This is a genomic window from Exiguobacterium sp. Helios (assembly GCF_014524545.1).
GTDB lineage: Bacteria > Bacillota > Bacilli > Exiguobacteriales > Exiguobacteriaceae > Exiguobacterium_A.
Genome location: NZ_CP053557.1, coordinates 2879617 through 2896591 on the forward strand (window position 1 = coordinate 2879617; position 16975 = coordinate 2896591).

Annotated in this window: 12 protein-coding genes; 1 reads left to right on the top strand and 11 read right to left on the bottom strand. The window is 44.8% G+C overall.

The window, feature by feature from the left end; all coding sequences use genetic code 11:
* Nucleotides 1–31: 31 nt before the first annotated feature.
* From HNY42_RS14865 to HNY42_RS14875, 3 genes are read right to left on the bottom strand one after another with little or no spacing between them, the layout of a single operon-like run.
* Nucleotides 32–796, bottom strand: a complete 765-nt coding sequence (locus HNY42_RS14865; protein ID WP_188004771.1) for a tyrosine-protein phosphatase — start codon at nucleotides 794–796, stop codon at nucleotides 32–34.
* An 11-nt stretch (nucleotides 797–807) separates the two neighbouring features.
* Nucleotides 808–1503 carry a CpsD/CapB family tyrosine-protein kinase gene (locus tag HNY42_RS14870; RefSeq protein ID WP_131972133.1) on the bottom strand — a complete coding sequence of 232 codons (696 nt, stop codon included), beginning with the start codon at nucleotides 1501–1503 and terminating at the stop codon, nucleotides 808–810.
* On the bottom strand, nucleotides 1496–2227 hold the full coding sequence (locus tag HNY42_RS14875) for a YveK family protein (protein WP_188004772.1): 732 nt from the start codon (nucleotides 2225–2227) through the stop codon (nucleotides 1496–1498). The genes HNY42_RS14870 and HNY42_RS14875 overlap by 8 nt, the downstream gene beginning before the upstream one ends.
* Nucleotides 2228–2425: 198 nt before the next feature.
* Here HNY42_RS14875 and HNY42_RS14880 point away from each other — a divergent pair, with 198 nt between their 5' ends.
* Nucleotides 2426–3583 (top strand): hypothetical protein, encoded by a 1158-nt coding sequence (locus HNY42_RS14880; RefSeq protein WP_188004773.1) that lies wholly within the window; start codon nucleotides 2426–2428, stop codon nucleotides 3581–3583.
* 41 nt (nucleotides 3584–3624) lie between these two features.
* Here the strand turns inward: HNY42_RS14880 and HNY42_RS14885 are convergent, their stop codons facing one another.
* The 8 genes from HNY42_RS14885 to HNY42_RS14920 form a co-directional block, all read right to left on the bottom strand.
* Entirely contained in the window at nucleotides 3625–4554 is a 930-nt protein-coding gene (locus HNY42_RS14885) for an LCP family glycopolymer transferase (protein WP_188004774.1), read from the bottom strand.
* A gap of 181 nt (nucleotides 4555–4735) precedes the next feature.
* Nucleotides 4736–5425, bottom strand: coding sequence for a hypothetical protein (locus HNY42_RS14890; RefSeq protein ID WP_188004775.1), 690 nt, complete (start codon nucleotides 5423–5425; stop codon nucleotides 4736–4738).
* Between the two features lie 33 nt (nucleotides 5426–5458).
* Nucleotides 5459–6169 (bottom strand): hypothetical protein, encoded by a 711-nt coding sequence (locus HNY42_RS14895; protein WP_188004776.1) that lies wholly within the window; start codon nucleotides 6167–6169, stop codon nucleotides 5459–5461.
* 17 nt (nucleotides 6170–6186) lie between these two features.
* Nucleotides 6187–6888: a hypothetical protein gene (locus HNY42_RS14900; protein WP_188004777.1), complete on the bottom strand. Its 702-nt coding sequence runs from the start codon at nucleotides 6886–6888 to the stop codon at nucleotides 6187–6189.
* 16 nt (nucleotides 6889–6904) lie between these two features.
* On the bottom strand, nucleotides 6905–8473 hold the full coding sequence (locus tag HNY42_RS14905) for a S8 family peptidase (RefSeq protein ID WP_188004778.1): 1569 nt from the start codon (nucleotides 8471–8473) through the stop codon (nucleotides 6905–6907).
* Nucleotides 8474–8631: 158 nt separating this feature from the next.
* A complete protein-coding gene (locus HNY42_RS14910; protein ID WP_255508377.1) occupies nucleotides 8632–10242 on the bottom strand; it encodes a S8 family peptidase in 1611 nt (536 codons plus the stop codon).
* 146 nt (nucleotides 10243–10388) lie between these two features.
* A complete protein-coding gene (locus HNY42_RS14915) occupies nucleotides 10389–13070 on the bottom strand; it encodes a glycoside hydrolase family 70 protein (RefSeq protein ID WP_188004779.1) in 2682 nt (893 codons plus the stop codon).
* A gap of 212 nt (nucleotides 13071–13282) precedes the next feature.
* Nucleotides 13283–16582, bottom strand: a complete 3300-nt coding sequence (locus HNY42_RS14920; RefSeq protein ID WP_188004780.1) for a hypothetical protein — start codon at nucleotides 16580–16582, stop codon at nucleotides 13283–13285.
* Nucleotides 16583–16975: the final 393 nt, after the last annotated feature.

A 16975-nucleotide genomic window follows, 5' to 3' on the forward strand; every position in this document is an offset into this window, starting at 1 on the left:
CTCTCTTTACAATTTCTTGACATTACATCTTTTATACCCACTGACCTTTCCAGTTTTTTTCAACCGGATTCGGAGGATTGATTGTCACGAGTTGGTTTAAAAGAACTGCTTCATTATTTTCATAAATTTCTTCATACAACCAGTCTTCTAATTCATGCTCTAGATATGTCCGGCATTGTTCCCAATAAAACGGGCGTTTTTCAGTATGGTGGGCGTCTGATGCCACAAGATGCGCCAAACCGTTTTCGAGTAACGCAACGGCAAAACGTTGGACATCTTTACCGTACTTACCGATCAGGCTGGCACATGTCACTTGGCTGATTGCCCCGTTTGAAATCAAATCAAACAACAATGTCGGGTTTTGAATGATCGCTTTGTTTTTTTCCGGATGAGCGATGACGGGAACATAACCATCTGAAATCAATTCGGCAAACATTTGTCGTGCATACGACGGAATTCCGGTCGAAGGAAACTCAATCAGTAAATAACGGGAATTCGCGAGAGGTAGCGCTATGCTCTTTTGAACTTCTTCGATTAAATCCCCCGTCAAACGAATCTCATGCCCGGGGTAAACAACAATCGGAATATTTCGTTGATGGAGTAAGACGTTTAGTTCATCGACGGTCAGTTTCACATCGACGTCTTCCGTCTCAAACTGCGGATGGAACAGGTGAGGTGTCGCAATGATTCGTGTGATACCTTCACTCGCGGCCTGCTCTGCCAGCTGTAACATTTGCTCGACACTCGCCGGACCATCGTCGACCAGCGGTAATAGATGACAATGAAGATCAACCATAATGGCACCCCTTATTCATAGGAATAATAGTATTGATAAGCTGAATCATCCGTCAGCTCCCGGCGGTTCAAGACGACACCGAGAATCTTCGCTTCTGCCAGTTCGAGTTGTTCTTTTGCTTTAAGGACACGTTGACGATCCGATGTCATACAGCTGACGACCAGGACGACTCCGTCCGTCAATTTAGACGTAATCCGGCTGTCCGCGACTTGAAGTAGCGGGGGTGCGTCCAAGATGATGACATGGTACTCTTCCCGTAATTTTAAAATGAGGTTTTCCATTGATTTGGATGATAACAATTCAGCCGGGTTCGGTGGGATTGGTCCTGCGGTCAGGATCGATAAATTTTCGATTTTTGTCGGCATGATTGCTTTTTCAAGTTCCGCTTGCCGCGTTAATAAACTGGATAGACCAAGACCGTTTGCGACACGGAACGTATAATGCACGGTCGGACGGCGCATATCCGTATCGATAATCAATACCTTTTTCCCTTGTTGCGCATATGCGACGGCAAGATTAGAAGACGTTGTCGATTTCCCTTCGCTTTGTGTGGCTGATGTCACGAGTATGACTTGAATCTCTTTATCCACTGCCATGAATTCAATATTTGTCCGGATGGTCCGGTATTGTTCTGCAATCGGCGACTTCGGTTGAGTGACCGTAATTAAATTACGGGCATCTTTGTTCATCTTATTTTTCTTAGCCATATTGTTTTGCCGCCTCCCGTTTTGCTGCTTTCGCTGATGACTTAAAGACTTTGCTGTCGATATCCGGAATACTTCCTAAAACAGGCAGATCAAGAATTTGCTGAACCTGCTCCTCTGTCCGGATCCGGCGGTCAAGCACTTCACGTAAGAAGGCAAGACCTACTCCCAATAAGAAGCCAACAACTGCAGCGATGGCTGTATTTAAAATGATGTTTGGACTGACCGGAGCTGTCGGAATGCCCGAAACAGATAACACTTTGACGTTATCGACATTCATCAGATCCGTAATATCTTCACTAAACACGCTCGCAACCGAGTTTGCGACGTTCGACGCAAGAGCGGCATCCGTATTCTGAACGGAGACGTTGATGACTTGCGAATTTTGTTCACTTTCAACGGTGATCATATTGTTTAAGGCGTTAATGCTAGTGGGAGCATTTTCCACTTCTGCCTGAACCTTTTCGAGAATAGCCGGACTCTTGATGATGACGCGGTATGTATTGACAAGTGTGACGGACGATTGGACTTGTGAAGCATCAATCACATCGTTTTCCTGTTTTTTCGGTGTGACCAAAATTTGCGTACCGGCTTGATATGTCGGTTTGATCAAAAAGGTACTGACGGCAAATGTGATGATGGCTGCGACGATGGTCAGTGCGAGAATCCGCCAAAGCGATTTTCTCAAAATTGAAAATAATTCCTGTAAGCTGATCGTTTCATTCATAGTTTAATTATTCTCCTTTATTTGTCTAATACGGTGTCTTTTTTCATCAACTAGAACTCAGTATAACAAAAAATTGGGAAATGGTTGATTAAATTTCAGGAAATAACATACGTTTTTTGAAATTTGTTGCGTATAATAAAGAATGACATGTTTCGTTTTACATGAATTTCCGGATATCAACATAGGAGGAAGATCTTCATGCATCGCTCTCTACAAGCCCTTCAATACTATACATCGCACTCGGAAGAAGACATCCGTCGCCTTCATGAGCGGATTCGTTTAAGCCTTGCTTCGACAGAATCGTTAACGGATACGATGATTCGTTTGACCGGCCAAACACCACTTGTTCCATTTAAGCAGGATACAGTGACCGCCGAAGAATGGTCAGCTTTTTTAGCCGGCAAACATCACCATGAATTGGCGGATTTTTATGGAACACTCGTGGCTCGTCCGATTCTTGAGGAAGATGGCCCTGTCGAACCTAAAGAGGATATCGAAATTGCTCCATCCCTATCGCGGACGCACCGTGAACCAGAAGCCATCCGTCGAAACAAAGTGAAAACCCGACCAGAACAACGCATTAAAAGAAAATTCCCTTGGGGTTGGGTTGCTCTACTGATTTTATGTTTCCTTCTTGGTGCCGGTGGAACATATGTCTATTCCAATTACATCGCGAGTCCATCTTCCAGCAAACCGAAGTCAACAATCGAACAACCGGTCACTGTTGAAAAAGAAAAGGAAAAAACAAAAGAACCAACGCCGGAGGTCAAAGAAGAATCAAATGTCCTTTACGTCAAAAGCAGAAACAGCAACATCTATAGTGACTCTGCCTTGACCGATCTACTTTTTGAAGCTGACTTTGGTGACGGTTACCGGGTTCTTGAAACGACCGACTCTATCAGTAAGATTGAATTGACGGATGAATTGACAGGTTATATCAAAAATAACGATACGACGAAGTCTTTAAAAGGAGACGCGATTGCTGACGAATCCCTATTGACGTGGGTCAATGACAATCTCGATACAAGCTTCGTCACCGAGACGCTCATTGACCTTATCGGCAAAAAAGCCGAAGATTTAAATAGTACTTATGGTCCACCGGAACGGACGTTTTCCGATGAAGTCAACACGTATCTGTTTTACGGAACTCATTTTTTTACCCTTCAAAATAACAAGGTCATTGCGATTGACTGGGCTGAAACAGCCATCACCAATGCTGAACTAGCGACACTCGCTCCTCTCCAACTCGAAACAGAGACGACTGGTCTTGTGACTAGTAATTCTTATCGCCTGCAACGGTTTGAACAAACAGAAACAAGTACCAGCCGGGTGCGATTGGCTGAACAAAATCTATAACAGTAAAAGGGACAATCCATTTTTCGGATTGTCCCTTTTGTTTACTCCAGACCAAGCGAGTAACGTAATGCGGTTTTCGTTTGGGCCAGTGAATCATCAGTCGGATGCCAGTAATAAATGCCATCCGCTTCTTTTCCACCTGTTCCTTCAAGCTTTAAATTCTTTTGATTTTTAAACGCATCCATGTAATCAAAGGCAAGTGTCCGCATCGGTTTGAATGATACATTTGTCTGAGCATTTTTACCTACGACATCCATGATCGCATTGAACTTACTGACGGAAACATCCGATGATAATTTAGCGACAACTTGTTCGATGACTTGGCGTTGACGCATTTGACGACCGAAGTCACCACGCGGATCTTCATAACGCATCCGTGTATACTTTAAGGCTTCATCACCGTTTAAGTTAATTTTTCCGACCGTGAACTGTTTATCGCCGACTTTGAAATCTAGATCGTTATTAACAGTCACTCCACCAACCGCATCAACGAGTGAGGTGAATCCTTCCATATTGATTTCTACATAGTAGTTGATTGGAATATCGAGAAACTTCTCGACGGTTTTAATCGCCATTTCCGGTCCACCAAACGAATAGGCATGGTTGATTTTATCATTTTTCCCCTTACCGACGATCTCAACTTTCGTATCGCGTGGGATACTGATCAAACGACTTTCGTTTTGTGTCGGGTTGAGCGTCATGATCATAATCGAGTCGCTTCGCCCGTTTGTTTCGCCTTTACGACGATCGACACCCAGCAATAAAACAGACACCGGTTTTTGTTTCTCGACGACTTCGTCACCCGTATTTTTGATTGGCGACTGGATCTTTTTGACGGTTTGATCAACCTGATAATACGTGTAGCCGATAAACCCTCCGATTCCGACGACCAGTACTAGAGCGATTAACAGCATAACCTTTAACGGCGTCCAGCGCTTTTTGACTTTCCTTCTTTTTTTGACACGTTCCACTTTCCCACGTTCCCTTCTATTATATGTTGCTTGTTTCCTATGTAACTTCATGAGTTCTCGTTATTATCGGTCAAATAAAAACGATCTTACAGTCGAGTATACTGAAAATCGACCGGGAATTGTAAAAAACGGGAAAAGATGAAAAAAAGAGTCTACCGGTTGGCAGACTCTTTCGTCCTTATTAATATGACATTTGACTTGAGACAGTGTACGTTTTCTTTTTTACATTGTATTCGAGCATGACAAATTTTTTCTGTTTTGTCGAAGTCGGGAAGACATATGTTTTAAACTCTGATTTAATCGCAAGTCCTAAATCGATCTCCTGCTTAGTTTGGACAGATGTCATATCAATTGAATCCAGTCCTGTCCATTCGCCCAATCCTTTTCCTGACAATACACCATCCAATTGTTTTTCAGTCATTCCTGTTTTAATTTTCGCGCCTTTTGCAAGTTTCATCTTACTTTCACGCGCGCCTGTCGAAGAGTCACGGAACAGATCAAGCGACTTCGATGTCAAACGATAAACCGAACTATTTTTCTTCGTCATGAACATCAGCGTCGTAATATCAGAAGGCACGATTTCCTTTTTGTCATAAAAACTATAAATCGTCGTCTTTTGACCTTGTGTCGTGCTCGTCGCCTCTGCTTTTTGCTTGAGGACGGTCATTCCGTTCTTTTTAGTTAATTGTTTTTTATAGTCTTTTCCGTAAAGAACTTTTGCTGCCTGTTCAATCGTCATCCCATTCTTCAACGTCTTGAATTGTGTCGTTACCTTTGTTTCTTGTTTCGTTGCCGCTTCTGCTGTTCCGGCGATCAGTGTTGATCCGGCGATTAATGCCGCGATTGTGAGTTTACCAAATGTTGTTGTCATGTGTGTTCACTCTTTTCTGTTTTAATTTAAGGTTTAGTCTAGTTCTTGATCACTCGAGAAGGTCTCAGCGCCACTGACGCGATAGTTTTTTTTATCTAAATCAAAGGCCATCTCAATTCGCAACCGCTCGTTCGGATGATTGGTCCGGAAAAGATAGACTTTCCCTCGTCCTTTCCCTTGACCCAATCCCATTCTTTCCATGTCCCGCTTGGACAGCGTATGACTGAAGTCGGCTGCTGACCAGGTCATCCAGTCGCCAAGTCCCTCTCCTATCAACACTTTATCGAGTTGCTGTTCCGTCATACCATTCTTAATTTGTTTTCCTCTTTTCAGTTGTTTGTCGCTTTGCCGGACGCCCATCGGATTTTCCCCACGGAAATCAAGTGACTTTAAAGCTAAGCGGTATACCTTTTCCTTCGGTTTGACCGTAAAGAGGAAAGTCATCAGATGCTCCGATTTTTCATCCCCGACGAGGTAGTACCTGTAATCCATCAGTGTGTCAGAATCCCGCTTCGGTGACTTTTCTTTTAAGATGACCCGGCCGTGTTTCTTCGTCAATTGCATTTTATACGTTTTGCCGTAGCGTACTTTCGCAAACTCGGTAATCGTCATACCTGTCTTATATTTCGTAAAATCCGTCGTGACTTGTTTTTCCTGTTTGGTTGCCGCATCGACAGAGCTGATTACTAGAGTTGATGTCATGAGTGACACCAGGACAGCGTATTTCAACATTCCTTTTAACATGAATGAGTGTTCCTTTCTTACTTCTTCTTAATCGTATGAATCGAATAGTTGTTCATCACGTAATGTTTCTTTTGATAATCAAACTTCATCATTACCTCAATCTGCTTTTTCGGATTTGAACTTTTGAACGTATAGATTTTCATTTGACCGCGGTATTTGTATTCTTTTCGTTCCTGTTTCGTTTGGACCGATTTATAGTCCAAAGACCAACGCATCCCTACCTGACCTAAGCCTTTACCGGACAACAGTTCATCGAGTTCCGCTTCCGTCTCATCTCCCCGGATGTAGGTTACATGTTTGAGCGTTCGGCTGCTCTCCCGTAATCCGCTATTCGTGTCCGCTGCAAACTGTAATATTTTTTGGACCAGGAAATACGTCTTCTGATTTTTTTTCGTGTGGAATTCAAACATTATCAGTCGTGGTAACGTCTTCGATTGATCATAAAATGAATACTCCCGCGACCGGTATCCTTGTTTATTCTGAGTCCAATCGGCTTTTTTCTTAAAGACCGTCGCGCCATCGGTTTGTTTCAAATGTTGTTTGTATGATGGACCGTACATGACTTTGGCGACCTGCGTCAGCGTCAAACCAAATTTAAACGACCGGTATTCTTTTAATACATTTTGTTCTTCCTTGGATGCAGCATGTCCGTCGAGTGCCCCGCTCAAGCACAGGACACCGATGATAAGGACCAGCACCAATTGTTTTAAACACTTCATGATGTTCCTACTCTCTTCATTTCAGTAATCGAACTGCCCGATCCGCATCGAGTCGCCCGTATCCGTACGACGGGTCGTATCCTTTTGCGCCAAGATCCTGTGCCGACTTCTTAAGGATTGCTTCCACTTCCGACGCTTTGATCGTCGGCTTCAGACTGTAGAGGAGACTCGCAACACCGACGACGTGCGGAGCTGCCATCGAGGTCCCACTCCAAAAAGCGGACTCACCGTCACTGAGATAACTCGGGATGTCTTGTCCCGGAGCGACTAAATCCAGTCCCTTGCCATAGTTTGAGAACGACGACCGTTTATCGAACCGGTTCGTCGATCCGACCGAAAACGCATACTGGGACCGGGCCGGATACGACAATTTACTTTGTCCTTCGTTCCCGGAAGCGACAATGACGAGAACCCCTTTTTTCTTCGCATAGGCGAGGGCGTCTTCAATTGCCCGGGATGAGAACCCACCGCCGATACTGATATTGATGACTTTGGCTTTTTGTTTGACGGCATGTAAAATGCCTTTCGCGATATCCGAGTTCAACCCGTAGTTGTCTTCCCCGAGCACTTTAATCGGAATGATCGAAGCCTTTACATTAATACCGGACATACCGTACGTATTGTTACTGTTCGCCGCAATGATACCGGCGACATGCGAGCCGTGCCCATGATCATCAATCGCGACTTGCCGGCGGTTGACGAAATCGTAACCAAGATCCATCCGGACACGTCCGGCAAAGTCCGCGTACGTCGGATTGATGCCGGTATCGATGACCGCGACGAGCACCGTCGATTGTTTCTTCCCGGCAATCCGTTTCTTCATCGCATCGAAGTTGATATCGGCGCCTTTGACGCCACCGCGTTGCCCTGTATTGTTCAGTGACCACTGATACGATTTGAAGACATCGCCTCCGAGTCCGTGCATGGAGCTGTCGAGCTCGACGTACGCGACACCACTCGCCTTCGCGAATTGCCGTTTCGCTGCTAGTGCCTGCATGACCGTCCGGTACGTGAACTTGACGAGACCGAGGCCGGCATCAATTGTTTCGTGCTTCACGGCTGCCGTCTTCTCCGACAGTTGTTGTTTCTGGCTGCTCGTGCCTGTTATCTTGACGACGAGACTGCTCGACTTCGCGACCGTACCTGATTGTCCAATCGATTCCCGAAGCGGCTGCAACCGCTCAAGCTTAAACGGCACGACAAACGCTGTATTTTTCTTCCCTTCGATTTCTATGTATTGACGACCACTCCAACTGAGCGGGAAGACGAGCGACTGATCCGTGACTTGATCATATCGTCCGTAAACCAGTTGTCGTTTGTAGTCGGATTGTGATTTATAAACGGTGACGGCTTCTGTCTCGTCGGCAGCAAATTTCAGATGGGTTCCGCCTGTCAGGTAGGTTTTCGTATCGAAATAAAATAATGCTTTTCCTTTACTGTCAAACTTGCCTTTGATATAGGCTTTCTTTGTTTTCGCGTCCAGCGTCGGTAATTTTTTGGCACCGGTTCCTGCTGCTTCTATTTGAGTCGGGATCATCGTCCCGAGAAGACCTGCTACTGTTAATCCTGCAATCCATTTTTTCATTTCCTCACTCCTTCATCCACCTTTTGACCTATAAAACCAGTATAATGGAAAATTTTACGCTAAACACCTAATTTTTACGTTTCGAGCAGATTTTTTTCTGTTTTCAAGTCACTTCACACAAAAGGTGGATCCGGCGTCAACCGGATCCACCTTTTGTTTCATTTAATGTAACTCGTCGCCCGGTCAGCATTCAGACGACCGGAACCATAGGTCGTATCATATCCTTTCGAACCGAGGTCCTTCGCTGATTTTTTGAGGATACTTTCGACGTCCGCTGACTTGATCGTCGGCTTGAAACTGTACAAGACACTGGCGACAGCCGCGACATGCGGCGCTGCCATCGAAGTTCCGCTCGCAAAGGCGAGTTCTCCATCTGCGAGATAACTCGGAATCGAGACGCCGGGTGCAACGAGATCAAGTCCCGTTCCGTAGTTCGAGAAGGACGCTTTTTTATCCGTCCGGTCGGTCGCACCGACTGACAGTACATATTTCGAACGAGCCGGATAAGACAATGCCTTTTTTCCAGCATTGCCGGAAGCGGCGACAATCAACACGTTTTTACTTTTCGCATAAGCCAGTGCCGACTCGACCGCCTTGGAAGAGGTATCGCCACCGAGACTGAGGTTAATGACTTTGGCACCTTTTTTCACCGCATGATTGATTCCACTGACCAAGTCCGACGTATAGCCGGCACCGTTCTCATCGAGGACCTTGATCGGAATAATCGAGGCTTTGGCATTAATCCCTGTCATCCCATACGTATTGTCACTTCCGGCTGCAATGATACCGGCGACATGCGACCCATGCCCGTAATCATCCCACGCCGTCTTCGAACGGTTGACGAAATCATAACCAAGATCCATCCGGACTTTCCCGGCGAAATCGGCATAACTCGGATTGATACCGGAATCGATGACCGCAACGAGCGTTGTCGACTGTTTTTTCTTCGCAATCCGTTTCTGCATCGCCGTCAGACCGATATCCGCTCCTTTCAACCCTTTTTTCTGACCGGTGTTCAGGAGCGACCATTGATGATGCTTGAAAGCGTCCGTTCCGAACGCTTGAATCGGCGTATCATATTCGACGTAGGCCGTCGCACTCGACTGCTCAAACTTTTGTTTCGCTAATTTCGTTTCCGCCGCTGAACGATACGTCAATTTTTCTAAACGCAATTCCGGAGCAAAAGCTTCGACAGACTTGGCACCAAGACTGCTGCTGCGTACCATACCCGCTTTTGTCTGGATGATAAGAGCCGTTGTCGTACTCGCTTTCGTTTTAACAGAGGAACTGCTCGTCGCATCAATCGGTTCGTAACGCGAGACACTGAACGGGACGGAATATCTATCGCCCGGGTAACCTTCTAAAATCAAGTACTGCCGTCCACTCCAGCTGAGCGGGAAATACATCGTCTCGTCGTTACGCTGGAAATAACGATTGTAGACGCGTCCCGCATCAATGTCTGCCTTACTCGTAAACATCGTGCCGTAGACATCCCAATCCAGTTCAAATTCAAGATGAGTTCCGTCCTGAACAAAGTCTTTGGCGTCCATGTACCAGATAGCAAATCCGTCTTCATCAAATCGTCCTTTCATCGGTGTTCCGGCATAACTGCCATGGAATGTCGGTAACGTTTTTGCTTGATTGATTTGTTTTGCACTGACAGTTTTTTGTGTTGTACCAGCAATTTTTTGTTGCGCGACGGCTTCCCCGTTTACGCTGAGTCCCATGAACAAACTCGCGGCAAGACTTCCTGCAATGATTTTTTTCATTCCTTCACCCCTTCAATTGTCTTAGGTCCATACACCTATATACCCGTTAATTTTGGAATAATGTGGAATATTAAAAATCATTTACCTGATTCCTTTATTTTTGGAATAAAAATATCCACCACCTCAATAGGTGATGGATATTCGCTTTACTTCACGATGACTTTGAAGGTTTTAACGACCTTGTAATTTCCGACAGTCGTATAGGTAACGCGAATTGATGTTGTTCCTTTAGTGACTGCTTTAACTTGTCCTTTTGTGTTCACCGTCGCGATTTTTTTATTGAGCGACGCATAGCTGACAGATTTGATTTTATCGGTTGCTGACGCATAAATGATTGTCATTGTTTGACCTTTTTTCAATGTTTTTTGCGTAGCTTTCAGCTTCACTTCATTGACTTTCGTTTCGATCGGCAATGTAGTCGTCAGGACGAAACCGTCTTTTAATGTCACGGTTGCCGTCACAGTCGTCTTGCCTGATGCTTTACCAACGAGACGTCCCGTTGTATCAACTGTTGCTTTTGACGTGTCCGCTACTTGATAACGAATCGATGACACAGTAGATGATGTATGTGAGACTTTTGTTTTCAGGTTGATACCTTTTCCTTGATAGACACTTGCTTTCTCGATTGTTGCTGTCGGTGCTTTTGTTGTTTGCGGAACGAAGACACCGAGGTATCCATTTACTTCTGCCGTTCTCATCCCTTTAACTGGAACGGTCAGGATTCCGTTTTTGTCTGTGACAAGTTTTGTTTGGTTTACACCACTAGCATCGACAAAGACCTGGTTCGTATGTTGTTTTCCCATATCGACTTTGATTGTCGTGTTAAGTGCTGATTTCTTCCCGATGACTGTCGCAACACCTGTGTTACGGTCTTTACCGAGTCGGACACTTGAAATCAAATGACTGCCGGCAACTTTTGAAGTGTTCGTCGTATGATACGCCACTTTCTGTGCACCGTATGCATATTGTTTACGGACTTTCAATAAGTTTGTGATTTCATCATAGTATGGCGTTTGCTTAGACATATATGAAGTATCCGTCTGATACAAGTCACCATAGTAAACAGTCGGGACCGTATCTTTGTTCGTCAGCAAGAACGCATATTGTGAGACGACGTTATCCACTGAATACTTTTTCTTTGTGCTTGCGAGTTCTGCATTGTAGATTGCGAGTGCTTTCTTTTCTGTATCTTTATCGTACATTTTTTCAAACGATTTCGGCTCTTCGCCTGCTTTGTACTGAATACCTGTTTTGATGCCGTACAGATCGAGCATGATCTGGTTGACGCGGTTCTTCTCTTGATCGTGGTTATTAACGAATGACCAGTTAGCTGATACATCTGTTGCACCAGTCGCTGAACGATTAACAGTTGAACCTGTCACGATGGCACTTAAGGGACGTTTTGACGCTTCATTTCCAAGGGCATTCCGCATCGTGAAGTAAAGTGGTGAGTCCATGATCAGCTGCTCATCGTTATTTGCCTTCATGTATGCTTTTTGCTCTGACTTATAGCTCTCGATGTAGCTTAAATGCTCTTTTTTACCAAAGTGTTCTTTTGCGACTTCTGCTTCCGCTTTTAAAATCGCCGTATCGTAGTGTGACGCTGCATCGATCCGGAAGCCGTCGAACTTGTATGTTTCAAGCATCCACTTCATCCAGTTCTTTTGTTCTTTGATGACTTCTGTGTTCGAGTTGGCTAAGTCTACGCCAAGTAAGAACTCATCGTTATTCGTCATCGTCTTGTTATAGGCTTGAAGCGGGAATCCTGTTTCATCTACGAAGAGGAACTGATCTTCGATATCGATGCCCGAGTTATCGTTTTGATACGAACGTTCTTCTGTTCCGTATCCGTAAGTTGCTTGTGTCTTCATGTATTCTTCCGTCAACTTCGCAATCGTTCCATTGTCCGCTGACGCGAGGAGTGCTTCTTTTGTCTCGAAACCATTTTCTTTCATATAAGCAAGGTAACCCGGATCCTTCGCGTATTGCGATAACATCGGTTTCCAGTTCTGCGGTGAAACTTCATACCAACCGTCAGCCGCGAGATAAGTATCGACGACATTCAAGTTTTGAGTTTTAGACGCTTCAATCAACCATTCAGGTAAATAGTTTTTCTCATTCTCCGGTCCAAAGTAACGGTACGGTTTACCGTCTTTGTCCGTCATGACACGTCCTGTACCTTGACCTTGAAGCGATGTTCCGTTTAAGAAGGTTTTGTTCCACTCTTTGAGGTACCCGTATTTCTCTTGTCCCTGTCCGCCACCTTTTGTATAGGCGAGGTAAGGTGTCGCGAGCGTTTTTGTTGTCTGTCCGCCCGTGTATGGATTCGTGAATAACTCACCTGAGCTTGTCGCACGACGTACGAAAACAGCTTCCCGCTTGTTTAATCCAAGCATCTGGTTTGGAACCAAGTCCATTTGAACTTTGATGTTGTCATCATGCAACATGTCGACCATCATCTCGAGATGACTGGCTTTACCGTATTTCGTCGCCGTTGTCCCGCCTGGTCCTTGTGGGAATTCACCTAAGTCATACCGATCGGCAATAGCATACCCTTCCATGTAACGCGCCATATCAAACGAACGATACGCAGGCGGCATCCATACATCTGTTACTCCCCATGAGTTTAACAGGTCACCTTTTTTAGCAAGAGTCCGGTACATATTGCTGTCATATGGTTGGTAGAGGCTGAAGCTCTGGAAGATGACATGGTTATCCAATTTCTCACCTGACGTATAAGCTGCTGCTTGTTTTGGTGCTACACCGAAGCTACTTGTTGCTACGAGGGTAGCAAGCAGTCCAGCCGATACTTTTTTGGTATTCTTCATCAATATAAGTCCCCTTTATTATCTGTATTTAATTGATTATTTTTTCCTTTAATTACTAAACAACATCACATAATTTAACATCTTTCTTTCAAGATAACACCTTCTATTTTTCAAAAAAAGTCAATAGATTTAACAAAATGCAATCGATTGCACTAATTGTCATAAAAAAGAACACCTTCCATCCATTTCCGGACGAAAGGTGTTCGAGGGAATTAGTTTAATCCGAGAAGAACTGCTTTCTCGTAACCGCCAGTCAAGACTGAGTTGTCGTATGACTGAAGATCTTTGTTGACGACAATGACGTTCGACAACGTTTTGAGTGTACCAGCCGGGACTTTGATTTTAACGATATCAAGTCCGTTCGATACGATGTCATCTGAGTCAGCAAGCGAGATACTTGTTCCGACCGGAAGTGATTTTCCGTTCAGGATGTAGTTCGCTGTGCTTGTCGCATCGTACATACCAGAGTATTGAACGCCCTCTGTGAACTTGATGCGGATGACGTCTTTCTCGTTTTTCTCGTTCGCTGATACTTTAACGATTTCGAACGGTGTCAAGACTGGTTTAACAGGCGTTTTCATGAGTTTGAAGTCATGTGTCGCTGTTGCAACCGTGTTACCGACATCATCAGACAATGATTTGACGACGACTTTCCAGTCTTCGCCGTACCCTTCCATGTCGACGAGTTTTTGCAGGCTCTCGTTTGCTTTGACTTGGAAGTTTTTGTCCGTTGTATCCGTGTACTTGACGACAGATCCGTCGATTGTAACGATTTTTCCATCTTTGTTCTTACCGATGAATTCAACTGTCGTTTTCGGAGGCAAGACGATACCGTCCGCATTGATCAGTGGCGTGTTGTACTCATCGAGGTCACGGATTTTCACCGGCTCGCTCATCATGACAACGAAGTCGTTTGTCATTGGTACGCGGTCGATCGTGTTGATTTCAGCACTCTTCAGGTCCGGCGTGTTGAGCGGCGATCCTTCATAGCTGAGGTCAAGGATTAACGCGTCGTTCTTCTCACCGTTCGCTTCGGCCTGGATGGCACCTTTTTCGAGCGTGATGCGGAACTTATCGTTGTAGTAGTTTTCTTTCGTGTTGACTGTATCGTAGATTTCCGTCCAGTCTTTCATCAACTCGATGACAGCTTCGCCCGTCTCTTTGTTGTAAGACGTGACATTGACATACTTGCTGAAGTCTTCGTATTTCTTCGTGTTCGAGTTGTAACGCTCAAACTTCAGTTCGTTATCAAGCAATGCAAGGATATTCGAATTTTTGAGGCCTTTGCTGAACATCACGCGGAATTGTTCAGGTGATTCAACGACAACGCCAGCTGTCGGTTTGACTGTATCTGCCGCAACTGTGAAGTCGAGGTTTTGTGTCGTTCCGATGTTGCTTTCATCTGAAAGTGCTGCGAAGTCCATTGTATCCCAGACTTGAAGTGAGTGTTTGCCTGCTGCGAAGTAGCCTTCTTTGACGCCCGGATAATCATCATTCAACATGATGCGGACTGTATCGCGACGGTCGACACCTGTTTTGTTATCAAATCCGTAATGGATGACTTTGAAGTACTTCTCTCCGTATTGTCCGTCGATTTTGAATTTCGCAGAATCAACCGCTTCAGAGAATTTCACTTCGAGTTGGTTCAGACCGACTGCTTTAACAGACGTTACTTCAGCCGGACGGGCATCCGTCAATTTGAAGCTTGCTTTTGATTTCACTTCTGTATCCGTGCTGCTCGTGATTTTCGCTGTCAATTTGACGACTGCGTTGTCCTGGAGTGGTGTTTCTTTGTCCAAGATCAATTCGAACGCTTTTGGATTCGAAGGAATCGCTTTGACACCGATAACACGTTTCATGCCATCGAATTGTTCGATTTGGATGTTGTCGTTTGCCAAGTAATCTTCTTCGTGAAGACCTGGGTAGACTTTATCGAGTCCAAACGATTTGAGTAAGAGTTCACGTGAAACAGCTTTATCAAGGAAGACCGTGACACGATCTGCCTGATTCGATTCAGCTGCCAGGACGTTGATCATCTCGATCGGTGCTGGCGTGACAGCGATTGTGCTGAATTTGACTTTCGTCTCTCCAGAAATCTTACCGATGAGGTTTTTGTAGTCGCCTGCTGCTGTTTCGATGATTTCTGCACGGATCATAGCTTCGAGATCTGTGTTGCTGAACTCTGAAGTGAGGATGACCGTTGCTTTTCCGTCCTGGATTGTCACGCGGTCTTTCGCCAGGGCACCGAATGATGTTGATAATTTCAAGACGATATCGTCTGCATTTTTATCGACTTCACCAGTTGCTTTGTCTTTGAGTAAGAACGTGACTTCTGTGTTGTCGGCACCGTTTGCGACGATTGTCGACGCTTTTGGTGAGACTTCAAGCATCCAGAGGTTTTCAACGCCTTGTGTCATGAAACTCATTGAACCGAGGTCACGAGCGACGCCGCCGATCATGATGCCTTTCGCTTCCACTGTGTAGTCTTTATCGTACTCAAGACCTGACACGTCAAGGAGTGCTGATTTTTTATCCGGGCTGAGGGTAACAGCTGTCACTGTTCCGCCTGCGATTTTGAAGTTTTCGACTGAAGCGCTATCAACCGCGCGTGAGAACGAGACTTCCACTTTTTTGTTGCCGATTGCTTTTGCTGACGTCAACATCGTGTTCGCTACCGTGAAGTCCATTGCTGCTGATTTCACATCGCCGATTTTCACGACATAGCTGTGTGTACCTTCAGGAATTCCGCCTTTCGAAGCCATGAATTTCCCTTTTGAAAGCGTCCCTTTGACGACGATTGGTGCTTTGGACATATCTTTACCTGGGTAAATTAAGAGTTCTGTCATTGCGCCTGCCGCTGCGTACATGACGTCTGCTTTAACAGAAAGTGTCTGATCATCGACGCTTCCCATGACGTTCATGATATTCGCTGCTTTGACTTCATAGTTGATTGAACCTGTCACGACAGAGTTCGCACCTTTGTATGAGTAAGCAAGCTTATACTTGCCTGCTTTTGATGTGTTTGGTGTTTTCAGGTTGAATTTGCTGATCGGGCGTTTAACGATGATACCTGATTTGTAACGGATGCTGATTGTGCTTGGAAGAACAACTTTTCCTCCGACTGCAACTGGTTCGAGGACTGGTTCGAGGACATCAACCGGATAGTTCTGAAGTTCTACTTTGAGGATTGCTTTTTTCGAAGTACCAGAAACTGTTCCATACAAGACTTGGAACTTGTTAATGTACTTTTTCTCGAACTTCACGGTACCGTTCCACTTCACTGAACGCATTTCGTACTTGCCGTTTGTGAGCTTGACTTTGACTTTCGTCGGTAACATCAATTTCTTAACAGCGTACTTATCACCGCCTGCATGTTTCATCAAGATCGGTTCGATGTATTTGACAGAGACCTTCGAAGCCGCGTCAGCAGCAACCGGTGCGACGACAGATGCAGTGACTGCGAGTGCAGTTGCAGCAGCGTACAATTTGTTTGATTTTTTCGTGTAAGCCATGTTTACAATTCCTCCTCTTGTCTTTCAAAACTAAATGCGACAATCCCAACCAGATAACCTACACTTAAAGTAAAATATTTGTAAATATTTACTTTAACCATTCAACTGATTTTCTGTCTTCTTCGGAGGAATACGTTCTGTTTCACACGCCGATCCATCGCCTATACAGTAGACGATCGTCAGTGATCCATTATGTATCCAGTTTGGGATGAACAGAAAAACGTTGTCGAACGCTTCATTCACAAAGCTTTCTGTATGTTGTAGGTTCGTACCAAGTCTCACTTCGAGATAAGTGAATCACTCAGCTACAGCTCAAATATACAAAACTCAGAAACTAACGACAATAGGTTTTTTGTAAAAAATAGGTGAATAGTAGTAACTAGTAAAATATAT